The sequence below is a fragment of the Anaerococcus sp. AGMB09787 genome (assembly GCF_022808955.1).
In the GTDB taxonomy this organism is placed as follows: Bacteria; Bacillota; Clostridia; order Tissierellales; family Peptoniphilaceae; genus Anaerococcus.
Map to the genome: position 1 here is coordinate 14,736 of NZ_JAKZEY010000017.1, position 15,970 is coordinate 30,705.

General features: G+C 38.8%; 15 protein-coding genes. 2 read left to right on the forward strand and 13 right to left on the reverse strand.

Features of this window, described 5'->3' with window-relative positions; genetic code table 11:
* Positions 1 to 7 precede the first annotated feature (7 nt).
* The 12 genes from MUN42_RS05120 to MUN42_RS05175 all read right to left on the reverse strand — a co-directional run bounded on the left by MUN42_RS05120 (position 8) and on the right by MUN42_RS05175 (position 13,236).
* Positions 8 to 2,353 (reverse strand): endonuclease MutS2, encoded by a 2,346-nt coding sequence (locus MUN42_RS05120; protein WP_243343403.1) that lies wholly within the window; start codon positions 2,351 to 2,353, stop codon positions 8 to 10.
* A complete protein-coding gene (locus MUN42_RS05125) occupies positions 2,353 to 4,554 on the reverse strand; it encodes a U32 family peptidase (protein WP_243343405.1) in 2,202 nt (733 codons plus the stop codon). Before MUN42_RS05125 ends, MUN42_RS05120 begins: the two co-directional genes overlap by 1 nt.
* Positions 4,554 to 5,045: a cell division protein ZapA gene (gene zapA / locus MUN42_RS05130; protein ID WP_243343407.1), complete on the reverse strand. Its 492-nt coding sequence runs from the start codon at positions 5,043 to 5,045 to the stop codon at positions 4,554 to 4,556. The genes MUN42_RS05125 and zapA overlap by 1 nt, the downstream gene beginning before the upstream one ends.
* Before the next feature lie 8 nt (positions 5,046 to 5,053).
* Positions 5,054 to 7,441, reverse strand: a complete 2,388-nt coding sequence (gene pheT / locus MUN42_RS05135) for a phenylalanine--tRNA ligase subunit beta (RefSeq protein WP_243343409.1) — start codon at positions 7,439 to 7,441, stop codon at positions 5,054 to 5,056.
* Positions 7,442 to 7,449: 8 nt separating this feature from the next.
* A complete protein-coding gene (gene pheS / locus MUN42_RS05140) occupies positions 7,450 to 8,472 on the reverse strand; it encodes a phenylalanine--tRNA ligase subunit alpha (protein WP_243343413.1) in 1,023 nt (340 codons plus the stop codon).
* 221 nt (positions 8,473 to 8,693) lie between these two features.
* Positions 8,694 to 9,371: an RNA methyltransferase gene (locus MUN42_RS05145; protein WP_243343414.1), complete on the reverse strand. Its 678-nt coding sequence runs from the start codon at positions 9,369 to 9,371 to the stop codon at positions 8,694 to 8,696.
* 48 nt (positions 9,372 to 9,419) lie between these two features.
* Positions 9,420 to 9,773 (reverse strand): 50S ribosomal protein L20, encoded by a 354-nt coding sequence (gene rplT / locus MUN42_RS05150; protein WP_243343415.1) that lies wholly within the window; start codon positions 9,771 to 9,773, stop codon positions 9,420 to 9,422.
* Between the two features lie 10 nt (positions 9,774 to 9,783).
* Entirely contained in the window at positions 9,784 to 9,981 is a 198-nt protein-coding gene (gene rpmI, locus MUN42_RS05155) for a 50S ribosomal protein L35 (RefSeq protein WP_243343416.1), read from the reverse strand.
* A 1-nt stretch (position 9,982) separates the two neighbouring features.
* The gene (gene infC, locus MUN42_RS05160; protein ID WP_243343417.1) at positions 9,983 to 10,525 is read right to left on the reverse strand and encodes a translation initiation factor IF-3; all 543 of its coding nucleotides are present in this window, start codon (positions 10,523 to 10,525) and stop codon (positions 9,983 to 9,985) included.
* A gap of 158 nt (positions 10,526 to 10,683) precedes the next feature.
* Positions 10,684 to 11,544, reverse strand: coding sequence for a DegV family protein (locus MUN42_RS05165; RefSeq protein ID WP_243343418.1), 861 nt, complete (start codon positions 11,542 to 11,544; stop codon positions 10,684 to 10,686).
* A 20-nt stretch (positions 11,545 to 11,564) separates the two neighbouring features.
* Positions 11,565 to 12,419, reverse strand: coding sequence for a DegV family protein (locus MUN42_RS05170; RefSeq protein ID WP_243343420.1), 855 nt, complete (start codon positions 12,417 to 12,419; stop codon positions 11,565 to 11,567).
* A gap of 76 nt (positions 12,420 to 12,495) precedes the next feature.
* The gene (locus MUN42_RS05175; protein ID WP_243343422.1) at positions 12,496 to 13,236 is read right to left on the reverse strand and encodes an MBL fold metallo-hydrolase; all 741 of its coding nucleotides are present in this window, start codon (positions 13,234 to 13,236) and stop codon (positions 12,496 to 12,498) included.
* Positions 13,237 to 13,322: 86 nt separating this feature from the next.
* Between MUN42_RS05175 and MUN42_RS05180 the strand changes: the two genes are divergently transcribed.
* Both MUN42_RS05180 and MUN42_RS05185 read left to right on the forward strand, forming a co-directional pair.
* The gene (locus tag MUN42_RS05180; RefSeq protein ID WP_243343424.1) at positions 13,323 to 13,808 is read left to right on the forward strand and encodes a YbaK/EbsC family protein; all 486 of its coding nucleotides are present in this window, start codon (positions 13,323 to 13,325) and stop codon (positions 13,806 to 13,808) included.
* Complete coding sequence (locus tag MUN42_RS05185) at positions 13,799 to 14,479, forward strand: hypothetical protein (RefSeq protein ID WP_243343425.1); 681 nt, start codon at positions 13,799 to 13,801, stop codon at positions 14,477 to 14,479. Before MUN42_RS05180 ends, MUN42_RS05185 begins: the two co-directional genes overlap by 10 nt.
* A 39-nt stretch (positions 14,480 to 14,518) precedes the next feature.
* Here the strand turns inward: MUN42_RS05185 and MUN42_RS05190 are convergent, their stop codons facing one another.
* On the reverse strand, positions 14,519 to 15,859 hold the full coding sequence (locus MUN42_RS05190) for an acetyl-CoA hydrolase/transferase C-terminal domain-containing protein (protein WP_243343426.1): 1,341 nt from the start codon (positions 15,857 to 15,859) through the stop codon (positions 14,519 to 14,521).
* Positions 15,860 to 15,970 lie beyond the last annotated feature (111 nt).

A 15,970-nucleotide genomic window follows, 5' to 3' on the forward strand; every position in this document is an offset into this window, starting at 1 on the left:
TTCCTCTCTATTCAAAGGCCACTATGGTTGCCCCATAGCCACCTTCCTTATCATCACCAAATCTATAGTTTGCAACCCTCTTATCATCTTTGAGCATATCACTTACACCATTTATCAAGGCTCCTGTGCCCTTGCCATGGATAATCTTGGCCTTAGAAAGACCTGCAAGCATGGCATCATCTAGGTACTTATCAAGGTTTCTCATGGCCTCATCATATCTTTGACCCCTAAGATCAAGGGTAGGTGATATGTGCATGGCTTTTTTAGTATTATACACTTTCTTGACGTTTTTTTCTGTTTGGTTGTCTGATTTGATTTTGGTTACATTCTTGATGTTGGAGTCCATCTTAAGGATGCCCATTTGAACCTTGATATTGCCGTTTTTGTCTGGAGCTTCGATGACTTCAGCCTTTTCTCCTAGACCTTCGATAATGACCATATCGCCAACCTTGAGGGTCTTTGGTGCATGGGATGACCTTTTCTCCTTGATGGACTCGCCTTCTCGTTCAATCTTGGCCCCCTTGTACTTGTTACGAATCTTGTTTAATGACCTATCTATGTTTGAAGTGTTGGCATTACGTGATTTCTTGGCTTCTTTGAGCATCTCCTGGCTCTCTTCGTTGGCCTTATCAAGGATTTGGTTGGCCCTATCTTCTGCCTGTCTGATAACTTCTTTTTCTTTATTTTCTAGGGCCTTTATTTTTTGCCTTAGGTCATTTCTGATTTGTTTGATTTGTTTCTTGTAGTCTTCTATCTCTCTGTTCTTCTCTTCGATTTGCCTCTTGTCTGCTTCAATTTCTTCTAGCATCTTGTTGACGTTTTTGGTATCTTCTCCCACTAGGTCCTTGGCCCTATCGAGGATATCCGAAGAAAGGCACAGTCTTTTTGAGATTTCGAAGGCATTGGACTTACCAGGAGTGCCTATCTCTAGTTTGTAGGTTGGAGATAGGGTATCAACATCAAACTCAACAGATGCATTCATTACGCTTTGGTTTTCGCTAGCGTAGTATTTTAGTTCGCTGTAGTGGGTGGTTGCGAAGGTCAAAATCCCTCTTGAAGTCAAGCTATCAAGGATAGCTATGGCGAGTGCCGCTCCTTCGACTGGGTCTGTACCCGACCCTACTTCGTCAAGTAAGACTAGGGAATTGTCGCTTACCTTATCTAGGATATGAACTATGTTGGTAAGGGATGCAGAGAAGGTAGATAGGCTCATCTCAATCGACTGGGTATCTCCTATATCAAGGTAGATTCCATCAAAGATACTTAGGCTAGATCCTTCTTCTGCTGGGATAAAGAGGGCAGTCTGTGCCATAGCAGAAAGAAGGCCTACTGTCTTTAGACTTACGGTCTTACCACCTGTGTTGGGTCCTGTTATGATAAGGGTTGTGTAGCCTCCTCCGATTTTTACATCTATAGGAACAACATTTCCTCTAAGAAGGGGATGCCTTGCCCCCCTAAGGTCTATTAGTTTATCATCACTTATAATAGGTCTGGTTAGGTCCTTGTCTATGGCAAAACGGGCCTTGGCCTGCAAGAAGTCAATCCTCGCTATAAGCTTTTGATTTTCGAGAAGTTCCACATCAAAGGCTTGGCTAAGTCTTGATAGACGGTCCAAGATTCTTCTTATCTCTTCTTCTTCCTTAAGCTCTAGGTCCTTTAGCTGGTTATTTAGCTCTATAATTGGTCCAGGCTCTACAAAGAGGGTGTTCCCCGAAGCACTCTTGTCATGGACAATCCCACCTACTGCACTTTTTTTGTTGGACTTAACTGGGATAACATATCTCCCATCCCTCACAGAAACCAAATGATCTTGGAGGACATCTTCATACTTGGGACTAGTTAGGTAGGAATTTAGCTTGATTCTTATGTCATTTTCCTTCCTAGCCTTGCTACGCCTTATGTTTCTAAGGGTAGGAGATGCATCATCAGCTATTTCTTCTTCATTGATAATAGACCTCTCGATCTCATTTTTTAGGAAATCATTGGTAGAGATCCTATCAAAGAGGTCTGCAATGTAGCTATCCTCGATATGGTCGCCATAGTCCTTGAGGTAGGCTGATACCCTAAGTAGGTCGAGGATCTTTAGGAGGTCGACAGGCTCGAGGATTCCGTTTTTCCTAATATAGTTAACAATCTCTCTTAGGTCATGTAAGCCAAATAAGTCGATCTGGCCATTTTTATTTATAACTTCAAGCATGGATTGACTAGCTTGGAGCTCTTCTTCTATATAGACCTTATCACTAACAGGTCTAAGCTCTAGAATTTCATCTTTGACGAGCCTTGACCTTGCATAGGCCGAAAGTTTATTAAGTATTTTGTCATAGTCTAAAACTTCTAGGGTTTTTTCTTCCATTAAATAACACCTCTATCATAATTTAGCTTGTTGGTATCCCTATCCGTATCGAAGTCCCCATTATCAAAGACTTGGACCAGGGTCGAGATATTATCTCCTAGTCTTTTCTCATCTGCCCTGGCAGGGACCTTGGGATAGATTATGCTGTGGTCGCTATACCTTATAATTTTGAGATAGTCACCATCTTCATTTATTAGCTCGCTTTCATTAAATTTGCAAGTTTCACATCCTACAAGGCCACACTTTTTGATTACAGAGAAGGGGCAATGTCTCATATTCATAAGCTCAACCCTTCCATAGATCATAACTTCTCCAGGAAAGATTCCGGCGTAAGCCTTGATTTGCTCATAGGTAGACTCTACTGATAGGATAATGCTTTCTGCGAATTTTTCATAGAAGGCTGCCGTATAAGAATTGAAGACATTTAGGTACCTACCTATCCTTATCTTAATCCCTGATCTTTTGAAGTCATCCACAAAGTCTAGGTCCTTGTAGTTATTGAAGATGACTCCACCTATTGATTTTTCCTTTAGGTAGGGGATTAATTCTTCTATCTGGTAGTCTATATGGGGATCTAGGTTTAGGTAGAGATCTAATCCCCTATATTTGTCGTCAAAAGTCCTTATATAGACCTTGTCAAAGTCTCTTAGGTAGTCTGGGTCGACCTTGGTAGTTAGGAGGTCAATATTTTTTCCCTTGGGATAGGTCTTAGTAGGTTCTAGGCTAGGTAGGTCTATTTCTACCCTATCTCTGTGGTAAGATTTTAGAATTTCTGCCTTGAGATACTCGCTCCCCTTTCGTCTTAGCTCGTTTAGGTCCTTTTTTCTTATAAAAATATCCTCATCCATATCTATATTAATACTTACTGGCTCGAAGATATCATTGCCGAACTTTCCTAGGCTTTTGCTGATATCATCTTGACTTAAGGAGATATTTTTGGCCCTCTCGAGGGACTTATCAAGGGAGAATTCTGCCCTATAGTCCTTGTAGGTTAGGCTTATCTCTGGAAACCTACCCACATGGCCTGTAAATTTTATCTCTATAGGAAGTTTTTCAAAGTCCTCTAGTCTTTCTCTTAATTCATCCCTTAGTCTAGGGGAGTTAAGGAGGAAGATGTCAGAATTGACCTTGGCATCCTTGTAATTATCTAGGTAGATCTTTTGATCCTTGGCATAGGACCTATCTGTAGTAAGGGGAAGTATCTTGCCCCTAACTGTTTCTACACTGAGGTTATCTCCCTTAACAAGCTCACTCGTACTTACAAAGTACTTGCCTTTTTTATCTTCCTCTACCTTGCCAACGGACCTATGCTTTTGACCATCTTGTAAGATGACATTGTCCCTATTTTGTCCAAAGATAAAGCCCTCGGTAAAGCCCCTGTTGGAGCTATCCCTTAGCTCATCCCTATCATAGGAATCCTTGTCGATTTTGGACCTATAGGATTTGACTACCCTATAGACATAGTCGGCTGTCTTCATCCTGCCCTCGATCTTTAGGCTATCAGCTCCAGCATCGACTAGGTCTTCTAGCCTATCAATTACATTTAGATCTTTCATAGATAGGTAGTAGTCTTCACCTAGGGTCTTGCCATCATTTACAAGCCTATATTTTTTCCTACAAATTCCAGCACATCTTCCCCTATTGGCAGACCTTCCACCAAAGTAGGAGGACATAAGGCATTCTCCAGAGTAGGATACGCAAAGAGAACCATGGACAAATACCTCCTTGGCTATTGGAAGTTTATCAATCTTTCTAATCTCATCTATAGGGCATTCCCTAGCTATGACCACTCTATCAAAGCCAAGATCCATCAGAGCCTTAGCCCCATGGTAGTCCCTCACTGCCATCTGGGTTGAAGCATGAAACTCCATACCATCTAGCTTATCTCTTATAAGGGTAAAAAATCCTAGGTCCTGGATAATAAGTCCATCAACCCCGTACTCATAGAGTCTTGTGGCATAGGAGATTGCCTTTTCCATCTCCCTATCCTTGATTAGGGTGTTCATGGTAACGTAGACTCTCTTGCCAAAGAGGTGGATTAGGTCTATATATTCTTTTATATTGTCTATATTAAAATTTTCGGCATAGGCCCTGGCACCAAAATCATCGCTTGCCATATAAAAGGCATCAGCTCCTGCAGCAAGACCTGCATAAAGCATCTCTTCATTGCCAACAGGAGCTAATATTTCACTTTTTCTCATCAAAGACTTCCTTTGAGGCTATCATTTTCTCTTTGGAGATCCATTAGCTCAACCTGTAACCTCTTGACCTCGGTTTTGAGCTTTTCAATTATCTCTGTCGAATCTTCTAGCTTTGATAATTTCTCCTCAAGGGCAGATTTTTCTGAACCAAGCCTATCATTAAGGTTCCTACTTTCTTCTAGGTTCTTGGCTAGGGCTTCATTTTCCTTGGTCAACCTTTCCTTATCTTCCTTTAGGTCAGGATATTCTTCCATGGGGATTTTTGCCCTTTCTTCTAGGTCCTTATAGTCTTCCCCTATCCTTAGCAAGTCATCTGTTATATTTACCCCTGCTAGGATTAGTGCCCTATCAAGGGTTAGCTTATCGGACTTGACCTCTTGAATTTTCTCGTCAAAAATCTTTGCAATTTGCCTTATATTTTCCTTGGGTTTATCTGTAACAAGGGTATATTCCTTGCCATCTATTTTGACATCAGCCTTATATTCGCTCACCTTATCTCCTAACTACGTAATTCAATTCCTGCTTCTTTTAATTTCTCGATAATATTTGCCTCTACCTTGTTGGCTTCTTTATCCTTTAGGGTCCTATCCTTTGACCTATAGGATAGTTTGTAGGACACAGACTTCTTGCCTTCTTCTATATGCTCACCTGTATAGATATCAAAGAGTTTGACATCTCCTACAAGTCCTTCTGAGTTTTCTATTATGATTTTCTCAATTACTGCTGATTCAACATCCCTATCACATACTAGGGAGTAGTCTCTCTCGATAGCTGGGAACCTGCTTATTTCCTTGTATTTCTTTTGAGGATTTCTTTTTTCTTCAATTAAAGCAAGGTTTACTTCTAGGATTATCGCTCCCTTTTCTATATCATACTCATCTCTTATCTCATAGGAAATATCGCCCATCATACCTATTTTTTGATCATCATAGTAGATATCGGCACATCTTCCCTTATGGAAGGCGAAGGTCTCGGTATTGGCCTTGTAGGTAAAGCCATCAAAGCCCACGTTTGCCATAACTTCTCTAAAGAAGTCCTTCATGTCATAGAAGCTATATGATCCATAAAGACCCATGGTTAGGGTTAGATTTTCCTTAGGAAGACCTCCTTCTACCCTCTCGAAGGTCCTATCTAGCTCGAAGAAGCTCATGTCCTTTTGGCCATACTTGATATTTTTACTTATAACATCTAGCATGGATGGGACTTGGCTTGTTCTCATAACAGAGTAGTCTTCTCCTAGTGGGTTAATTAATTTTACAAAGTCACGAAGTTTTCTATCTTCCTTGACTCCGAGCCTATCAAATTCCCTAGGTGATATGAAGGAATAGGTAGCAAGCTCTGAGAATTTTTGTCCAACTAGCTTTTCTCTTAAGTCATCCCTTAGGAGTCTCCTCTTGGATCTCTCTCCCCTTTGAAGGGATGAACGTAGGGGCTTGGATTCGATTTTGCCCATACCATAAAGTCTTACAACTTCTTCTATTAGGTCAGCTTCGATTTCTATATCAGACCTAAAGTAAGGAACTTTTGCCCTTAGGGTATCTTCATCTAACTTTTGAACTTCAAATTCCAAAAGCTCTAGGTTTTTAATAGCATAATCCATAGTTAGCTCAAGGCCTGTTAGCATATTTAGTCTAGAAATTCTAAGATCTACATACTTCTCTTCTTCTTGGTCTAGTCCAATCTTTATAGCTCCTCCAATTATAGTGCCTGCTTTTAGGTCATTGATTAGCTTCATTGCTCTTGATGATGCGAAGTCAGCTAGTTGTGGGGATAGGCCCTTCTCGAACCTATTGGATGCTTCACTTCTTAGACCTAGTTTTTTTGAAGTTGACCTTATACTTGATGAGTCAAAGTTTGCAGCTTCTAGGAGGATATTTGTGGTTTCTTCTGTTACTTCACTATCCATTCCTCCCATGATACCTGCAAGGCCTATTGGTCCTTGACCATCACAGATTAAGACCATGCCCTCATCTAGGTTCCTGTCATTCCCATCTAGGGTCTTTAGGGTCTCGCTATCCTTGCTATCTCTAACTATTATTTTATTATCCCTTAATTTATCCAAGTCATAAGCGTGGAGAGGTTGACCTGTCTCAAGCATAACGAAGTTTGTTATATCGACTATGTTATTTATAGGTCTCATGCCAGCAAGGATTAGGTAGTTTTGTAGCCATTGAGGTGAGGTTTTAACCTCGATATTTGTGGCAACCCTAGCCACAAAGGCATTACAGTTAGGAGATTCTATGTCTACTCCATCAAAATAATCGGTGATGTCTTCGTCATTGTGGTCATAGTCAATAGAAGGGTAAGTGATTTTTTTGCCAAAGCTTGCAGCACTTTCCCTTGCCATACCCAAGATAGATAGGCAGTCAGGTCTGTTTGGGGTAATTTCGTATTCGATAACTGGGGTATTGGAATAGATCACATCACTTAGTCTACTTCCTACTTCAAATTCTCCTTCAAGAACCAAAACCCCATCCTTTAGTTTCTTAGGAACTACGCTATCATCATAAGAAAGCTCGCTGTAGGCTGTAAGCATCCCTTGGGATATGATTCCAAAGAAGTCATGGTCGTCTATAAAAGTGTCATCATCTAGCTTGGTGCCTGATGTTATAACTGGGAGGTAGTCGCCTTTTTTGGTATTGGTCGCATTGGTTATTATGGTGATAGGGGTATCCTTACCTATATCAATTGTTAAGACATTTAGCCTATCAGCGCTAGGATGTTTATTTTGGTCTAAGACCTTGCCTACCACTACCCCATCAAGATCTGAAGTGTGGATTTTAACTTCCTCAACGTGGGATCCTGTTTCTGATAATCTATCGGTAATAGTCTTCAAATCTTCATCTAGTTTTATATAATCTTTTTGCCATATTAAAGGTACTAACATATCTCCTCCTAAAATTGCTCTATAAATCTCTTGTCATTGTCGTAGAGGAGTCTTATATCATCTAGGCCATATTTTACCATGGCAATCCTATCAACTCCTAGTCCAAAGGCAAAGCCAGTGTACTTTTCACTATCTATACCACAGTTTTCTAGGACCTTTGGATGAACCATTCCTCCACCCAATAGCTCCATAGACCAGCCGGTGTTTCCACAAGATGGGCAGCCCTTGCCCTTACAAATTGGGCAGGTTACATCGACTTCTAGGCTTGGCTCAGTAAATGGGAAGTGGTGAGGACGATACCTTAACTTCATATCATCTCCAAACATTTCTTTGATGAAGGTCTCAAGGGTAGCCTTGAGGTTGGCCATAGATACCTTCTCATCTACTACTAGGCACTCTAGTTGGTGGAACATCGGTGAGTGGGTAGCATCTACCTCATCATTTCTAAATACCCTACCAGCAGATACCATCTTGATAGGAAGTTTACACTCCTTCATAACTCTTATTTGCATAGAAGATGTGTGAGGTCTTAGCAAGATCTCATCATTGATATAGAAGGTATCTGAAGTAGATCTTGCTGGGTGGTCTTTAGGTGAGTTTAAATCATCAAATACATACTTAACTGTATCAACCTCTGGTCCTTCTACTACATCAAATCCCATATTTTGGAAAATTGATTCAAGTTCTTCCATAGTTTGGTTAATAACTGCGAGATGGCCTGAGTGGGCCTTGTCAAAGTGAGCAGTAACGTCAATTTTTTCTGCCTCAACCTTTTTCTTTAATAAGTTAGCCTTGACTTCTTCATTTTTTTCTTCTAGGGCCTTTTCTATTTTTTTGCTTGCCTCGTTGATTAATTTACCTGCTTGGGGTTTTTCTTCCTTGGATAGCTTTGCAATTGATTTTTTGAGGGTGGTTATCTCTCCCTTCTTTCCTAGGTAGTTAACCCTTAACTTCTCTATCTTGTCTAAATCTGTAGCTTCCTTAATTTCACTTTCGAAATTAGCTAAAACTTCTTTTATATTTTCTTCCATTTTTCCTCCAAATAAAAAAATCCGCCCTCCAAAGGACAGATTAATTCTGCGGTACCACCTTAATTGATCTACTATGTAAATCCGCTCTAAACTTTAACGCAAGTTAACGTATCGACTACTTAATTCATCTCAAGCTTCATCGGTGAATAACATAAACCGTTACTTAAAAGGCTCTCAACATCCCTAATTTGCTGTATAAGAATAGTTTAAGTCTATCCGAATCATAAGCCAAGCCTATTCATCATGATTGATGCCGCAATAGCTGCATTTAGTGACTCAATCTCTCCTCTCATAGGAATTTTGATAAAGGTATCAGTCATAGATCTCACTTCATCACTAAGGCCATTGGCCTCATTTCCTATAGCAAGGATAAGATTGTCCTTACCTATATTATATTTGTTTACATCTAATCCTGCCATATCACTGGCAAGTATTGTGTAGGTAGCCTTAAGCTCTCTTATCTCCTCATAGGTCATTGCCAGGATATTCTCCCTAAAAACTGATCCCATAGATGCCCTAAGGCTCTTGGTATTGTAGATATCTACTGTATCAGGACTTAGGATTATATCAAAAAATCCAAAGGCCTCAGCTGACCTTATGATAGTCCCCATATTGCCTGGATCATTTATCTTATCTAGGAGCAAGACCCTGGGTGAAGATATGGCCTTGGGAGGCTTTTTTCTTACAAGGGCAGCTACTCCGTCTGGACTTGTAAGGTTTGAAAATTTATTAAAAAGGCTCTCTTCGAAATATAGGCTAGGAAGAGAGCTTTCAAAATCGCAACCCTCTTTAAGGATAATAAAGTCAATATCAGCCTTGGAAGAAATTGCCTCTCCTACTAGCTTTCTTGATTCTATAAGAAAGGATGAGCTTTTCTCCCTATACTTTTTTTGCTTCAATTTATTTATTAACTTAAATTTAGGATTTTGCTTTGAATTAATTATCATCTATGCAGCTTGGTTTGCAATTTCTACTAATTTTGCAAATTCTTCTGGGTTATTTACTGCCATTTCTGCTAGCATTTTTCTGTTGATTTCTATGTTAGCCTTCTTTAGGTTACCCATAAGTTTGCTATAGCTTGTTCCATTTAGTCTAGCTGCAGCATTGATTCTTGCAATCCATAGTTTTCTGAAGTCTCTTTTTCTATGCTTTCTTCCAATATAAGCATAGTTAAGTGATTTCATTACTGCTTGGTTAGCTGTTTTGAATAGAAGGCTCTTGGAACCGTAGTATCCCTTAGCTTGTTTTAAAACTTTTTTATGTCTTTTCTTAGCGTTTACTCCTCTTTTAACTCTTGCCATCTATATCCTCCTATGCTCCGATTAAATTTTTAACATTCTTTAATTCTGACTTAGAAACTTCAGTTCCTTTTCTTAGTCTTCTTTTTCTATTTGGTGATTTTTTTGCAGTAAGGTGGCCAGCGTAAGCCTTTCTTCTCATAACCTTGCCGCTACCTGTTACCTTAAATCTTTTAACAGCAGCTCTTCTTGTTTTGTTTTTCTTTGCCATATTACTCTCCTTTTTCATCGTTAGGTTCTAAAAACATTACTAGGGACCTACCTTCCATTTTTGGATTCTTGGTAACCTTGTAGCTATCTCCTAACATTTCTTTAAACTTATCCATTAGTTCATAGCCTGGTTCCTTTCTACCAAGCTCTCTACCACGAAATCTTATAGAAACTTTTACTTTATCCCCGTTATTTAAGAATTTCTTACTTTGATTAGCCTTGGTTTGCAAATCATTGTCTTCTATATTAAGTGAAAATCTTGTTTCCTTAAGTTGAGCATTCTTTTGTTTTTTCTTATTTTCTTTTTCTTTCTTTTCTTGGTCATACTTGTACTTACCATAGTCCATAATCCTTGTTACAGGTGGTTTGGCATTGGGACTCATTAGAACCAAGTCAAGCTTCTTGTCATAAGCCATATCTAAAGCTTGATTGAAATCAATTATGCCGACTTGATTGCCATTTTCATCAATCAGTCTAACTTTGTTTGCTCTTATCTCTTCGTTTATTCTTAAATCTTTTATAAGTATACCTCCATGTATTGACATAAAAAAAGCGGGCACAAAGTACCCTCCTCAATTAAATTAAGCCAATAGCTTAAGAATTTTAATTATTAACCTACAAACTTATGTCGGCAGGTGAGTGGGTACTTCTTTGTTGTCTATACACTATATAATACAGCCCCTAGTTATTTTTGTCAAGTTTTTTAATCAAGCCTTAGAAAAGTTACTCCAAAGGCGCCCTTTCCGGCATGGCTTCCTATGACTGCTCCAATTTGGCCCATATAAAAGCCATTGGCCCCATCTATCAGATCGCCTATAGCTTCTTTTATCTCAAGGGCTGGTCCTATGTCATCACTATAGCCTATGGCAAGGTAGTAATTATTGGAATCACTGAGCTTATCCTTACTTGTCGCTATGATGTCCTTGATGGCCCCCTTAGAACTTATCTTTAACTTCCTAAGCTCTATATTAGCATTTGGCCCGATTAGAATTTCTGGGTGGAAGCTAAATAAGCCAACTACTTTTTTTAGGGTTCCTTGGATTCTTCCTCCTGCCCTGATGTTGTCTATTGTATCCAGCCAGCCGTGGATAACTAGCTTGTCAGCTACTCCATCAATTTTTTCTTTTATCTCTTCAAAGGAAAGTCCTTCTTTAATTAAATCGTTGAGATAGGCTACAAGAAGAGTCTCTGCCACTGTTACAGTTTCAGAGTCTATAGTAAATATTTCTGCATCATCATAGTCTTCTGCCAGCATACTAGCTAGTTGGTAGGTAGATGAGAATTTTGAATTGATAAAGATTGCAAAAATCTTATCATAGCCATCTTGCCTTATCTTATCAAAGGCTTTCAAGAGATCTCCTGGGGATGGGGCTGAGGTCTTGGATAGGTTGTCTGGATGCTCGTTATTATAGGCTACTACATCTTCTGGACCTATGTCAATCCAATCCTTATAATATTTTCCGTTGATATTAATATACAGGGGAAGGATATAGATATTTTCCAATTTCCTTAGTTCCTTAGGTAAGTCTGCACTTGAGTCTACTAAGATAGCAATTTTTTCCATTTTATCTCCTTATTACTAAATTATTCATTTTCTTTAAAGAAAGCAAATCCAGCAAGTCCTGGCCCAGTATTTGCTCCAAGAGTTGGGGATATTTCGTCTAATACAAGCAAGTTAGCCTTATCGGCAAAATCTTTTATTTTATCATACAATTTCTTATTCAGTTCATTTTCGCCATGGGCTATGAACATATAGTAGTTTTCGGCATCCCTGAGATTTTCTTCAGCAATCCTATAGAGGTTTTTGAGTAGACCCTTGATACCTCTGGCAAATTTCACTATTTTAAAACTTCCAGTATCTGTATTAACTGTGATTATTGGTTTTACATCGAGTTTATCAGATATCTTTCCGAAAGTCTTAGGAACTTTGCCCCCTTCAACTATGTACTTGAAGGTCGGTATGGTAAAAAATACCTTAGACCTATCTCTAGCAGCTTCTAGTTTTTCTATAACTTCTTCAAAGCTCTTGCCTTCGTCTATTAGTTTTTTGGCATAGATGGCAAGGAAACCTTGGGCCATAGTTAGATTTTTACTATCAAAGGAATAGACGTCTATCCCCTCCACATCTACCATCTTGCAGAGGTTGTAGGTTCCTGATACCTTACTAGTGATGCAGACTACTATGGCCTTGTTGTAGCCATCATCCCTAACCTTCTCTAAGAGGCTAATAACATCTGCCGGTGTAGGTAGGCTAGTTCCTTCGAGTTTGCTACCATTTTCTATGCTAGTATAGAACTCTTGTGGGGTGATTTCTATACGGTCCTTTTTAAATTCACCATCTATATTTACATACAAGGGCAAGAAGTATATCCCATATTTTTCTGCAAGTTCAAGGGATACGTCTCCTCCTGAATCAACTATTACAGCAATTTTATCCATATTTTCTCCTTAAGCTTCCCTTTATTTCTATTATCCAATATCATATCTATATATTATACCCTAAACTTTCCCATAACTAAAAATCAATATCCTTATCTATATCTATCACAAAACTTTTAATATCCTTACCTATATACCTAAAATCACTATAAGGCAAGTCTATATTTTTATAAAGTTCTTGGCTTAGGTCTTCTCGATTATTAAAGCCTATAGGGAAAACTATTTGAGGACGAATCATATCTACTAATCTCTCTACTCTCTTTGTCCTTAGCCTCAAATTTTTATCCAAAATCGGAACAAAGGCAAGGTCTATATCGTAGTCAAGGTCTAATAATCCCTCCAAGTCTTCCTCATCAAGTGTTTCGTTGACTAGTCCTGTCGCTAGGTACAAAATATTGATATCCCCTATACTTAGGATGAGGCTTAGGCCTCCTCCAAGCTCAAAGGTATTGATTTCTATGTCCTTACCTATCCAATAATTTTTATCGCCCTCAATAAAGCGAACATTCTTCGCCCTATACAAGTTCTTTAGGTTCTCTATTGATAAATTATTACTCTTAAGATAAATCACCTTGCCATCACTCTTATCATAGGCTATGTCTGAGTTTAGGATATAGGTAAAATTTTCCATCTCATAAAGTTTGAGAATCTCAGAAGTATAGTGGCCCTCCTCCTTGCTACTAACTACAAAGATAGTCTTTTTGTCATCGGGTATATTTAAAATCCCCCTATAATAATCAAAGACAAGGAAATAATCACCTATCTCTACACTATAGCAATTATCCTTAATAAAAGTAACAATTATTTCATCTTCCATAATATACTCCTCTATCATTTTTTATATATACCCATTATTTGATGGGAAGTAATATATAGTATAATTAAAAAAAGAAAGGGGTTCCTATGGCAAAACATTTTAAAACAAACGCTATGAGATTACTAGACAAACTTAATATAGAATATGAACATACAGATAGTCACCTTGAAGGGGACTTTACTTCGGCTATGGATATAGCAAAGAAAAATAAGGAGGACGTAAACAGGGTCTTCAAGACCATAGCCACCATTAGTAAGGAGAAGGACATTTATATCTTCGTAATACCAGCTCCCTGCTCCATAGACTTCAAAAAGGCAAGCAAGCTTGTAGGGGTCAAGTCCCTCTCCCTCCTCCCCCTCAAGGACCTAAAGAAAACCGTGGGCTACGAAAGGGGCGCCACTACTGGTCTTGCTATGAAAAAGGACTTCCCAGTAATCCTTGATGAGAAGGCAAGGTCCATGGAGAAAATAAAGGTGAGTGCAGGAGAAGTTGGCCATGGTCTTATACTTAATCCTGATGACTACCTAAGGGCAAATAAGGGATCTTATGGTGATGTAAGTACATGCGAGTAGAAAAAATAAGTGGTACTTCAAAAAAATCATATAATTTTGAGACTAATAGAGACCTATCAGAAAAACTCCAAGAAGATACTTGTGATAAACCCTATGACTACTTGAATTTTTATATAAAAAATGACAATGACAGTAACAAATTGAAGCTCTTGGTGATCTTATCGCCCATATTTATAGGGGCTTTTGATTCAGCTTATGAGAGTCTAGGATTTTTGAAGGATACAATAAATAAGTCCAACTTCACCTATGGCCTTTACGAAAATTTCTTCCCCTTCGATGAAGAAAAATATTTTGACTTTTATAAGGACCATGATTCATGCGAAGATATCATGCTAAGTGAAGATGGGTTCATAAAATTAAGGATAAATCCCCTAGATGATGACTATATAGTGGCACTAGCCTACCTAATAGAAAAACTAATCGAAGATGATACCAATAGACAGAGCCTTCTTAAGTATTTTGCCAAAATCCGTAATGACATAGTTATAAATGGCAGGAGGTCAATTCTTGCTAACGGCATCCAAGCTTTCTACCTCTCAAAGTACGTAGTGGTATGGATGTTGATTTTTTGCGATGGACTTATGGAAGAAGACAAGGAGGCAAGAGCCATCCTCATGCCCCTATATGAAAAATTAAATAAACTCCAAAGGCCTATTTACACAAAAAATTAGAACCCTAGATTCTTACAACCTAGAGTTCTTTTTCTATTCTTACTTATTTGATTTTCTCCAAATACCTACTTCTTCTGCAGCCTTTATTAGCTCATCCCTATTGTCTGGGTGGGCAAGTCCTATTAGGGCTTCAGCTGCTTGCCAGGTTGATAGTCCCTTGAGGTTAGCTATACCTTGTTCAGTAACTACATATTGGGTGTTTGACCTTACTCCTGTAGCTTGGGTACCAGGCTTGAAAGCAGGAACTATGTTTGAGAGCCTCTTACCTTCCTTATTTACTCTAGAAGATTTGAGGGTTACAAAGGACCTTCCTCCCTTAGATCTATAAGCTCCTAGCATGAAGTCTAGGGCTCCACCTGCACCAGATATGTGCTTAGGTCCTGCTGACTCTGCTGAAACTTGTCCCCAAAGGTCAACTTCGAGTGCTGTATTGATTGATACATAGTTGTCATGAGCAGCTATAACGTCTATGTCATTTACATAGGAAACTGGAGCTGCCATTAGCTCTTCGTTGCCATCAATGTAGTCATATAGTGCTTGTTGACCTGCAGCAAAGGCATAGGTTTGTCTTCCTGGGTTGATATTTTTCTTTCTTCCTGTAATCTTTCCTGCCCTAGCCATCTCCATAAAGGAATCTACGTACATTTCTGTATGAACGCCTAGGTCCTTTAGGTCAGATTTCGCAATTTCGCTACCGATAGCATTTGGAAGAGCTCCTATTCCTAGTTGGAGGGTATCTCCATCCCTTAGCTCATCTACTACGAATTTAGCAAGCTTAACATCTTCTTCTGAGAAGGAAGAACCTGGTAGGGTCAAGAGGTTATGGGAAGTTTCATAAATGTAATCTACATCTTTGATATTAACAAAGTTTTTAAAGCCACCTAGGGCCACTGGCATCTTATCATTTACTTCCAAAATTACTACATCGCTATTTTCGAAGGAAGTAATTGTGTGAGATGCTGATAGACCGAAGTTAAAGTTACCATGTTTATCCATAGGTGAAACTTGTACTACAGAAATTGCTGCCTTTGGTAAGTTTTCAGCAATATACCTTTCTATTTCGCTATATTTAATAGGAATAAAGAAGGCTCCATTTTTATTGTCATTAATAATCTTTCTCTCAAAACCTGTTGAGTGGTAGGAATGATAAATTATATGCTCACCAGTTGTGTCAGCCTCTGCAACCTTTGGACTATATGTCAAAACTCCTGATCTTATCTTTACATCGTGAAGTTCATTGGCCCTCTTAGCTAGAGCTTCATCAAAAACTATAGGAACTGTAGCGCCCCAGCCCATCTCTACCCAGTCGCCGTCCTTGACTAGGGATGCTGCCTTTTCAGCACTTATTAATTTTTCTTGATAAAGTTTTTCAAAATCCATAAAATCTCCTTATGTGTATCAAATCGTTTTCTTTCTATTTATTATACCCATTATTTTATAAAACCATCATCACTTGATAAATATTAACGTATATTTTTCTTTTAACAAAAA

Excerpts from the sequence above, each read along its gene's own strand:
- MUN42_RS05120 (WP_243343403.1), bottom strand. The coding sequence starts at position 2,353 with ATGGAAGAAAAAACCCTAGAAGTTTTAGACTATGACAAAATACTTAAT.
- MUN42_RS05125 (WP_243343405.1), bottom strand. The coding sequence starts at position 4,554 with ATGAGAAAAAGTGAAATATTAGCTCCTGTTGGCAATGAAGAGATGCTT.
- pheT (WP_243343409.1), bottom strand. The coding sequence starts at position 7,441 with ATGTTAGTACCTTTAATATGGCAAAAAGATTATATAAAACTAGATGAA.
- pheS (WP_243343413.1), bottom strand. The coding sequence starts at position 8,472 with ATGGAAGAAAATATAAAAGAAGTTTTAGCTAATTTCGAAAGTGAAATT.
- rplT (WP_243343415.1), bottom strand. The coding sequence starts at position 9,773 with ATGGCAAGAGTTAAAAGAGGAGTAAACGCTAAGAAAAGACATAAAAAA.
- rpmI (WP_243343416.1), bottom strand. The coding sequence starts at position 9,981 with ATGGCAAAGAAAAACAAAACAAGAAGAGCTGCTGTTAAAAGATTTAAG.
- infC (WP_243343417.1), bottom strand. The coding sequence starts at position 10,525 with ATGTCAATACATGGAGGTATACTTATAAAAGATTTAAGAATAAACGAA.
- MUN42_RS05165 (WP_243343418.1), bottom strand. The coding sequence starts at position 11,544 with ATGGAAAAAATTGCTATCTTAGTAGACTCAAGTGCAGACTTACCTAAG.
- MUN42_RS05170 (WP_243343420.1), bottom strand. The coding sequence starts at position 12,419 with ATGGATAAAATTGCTGTAATAGTTGATTCAGGAGGAGACGTATCCCTT.
- MUN42_RS05175 (WP_243343422.1), bottom strand. The coding sequence starts at position 13,236 with ATGGAAGATGAAATAATTGTTACTTTTATTAAGGATAATTGCTATAGT.
- MUN42_RS05180 (WP_243343424.1), top strand. The coding sequence starts at position 13,323 with ATGGCAAAACATTTTAAAACAAACGCTATGAGATTACTAGACAAACTT.
- MUN42_RS05185 (WP_243343425.1), top strand. The coding sequence starts at position 13,799 with ATGCGAGTAGAAAAAATAAGTGGTACTTCAAAAAAATCATATAATTTT.
- MUN42_RS05190 (WP_243343426.1), bottom strand. The coding sequence starts at position 15,859 with ATGGATTTTGAAAAACTTTATCAAGAAAAATTAATAAGTGCTGAAAAG.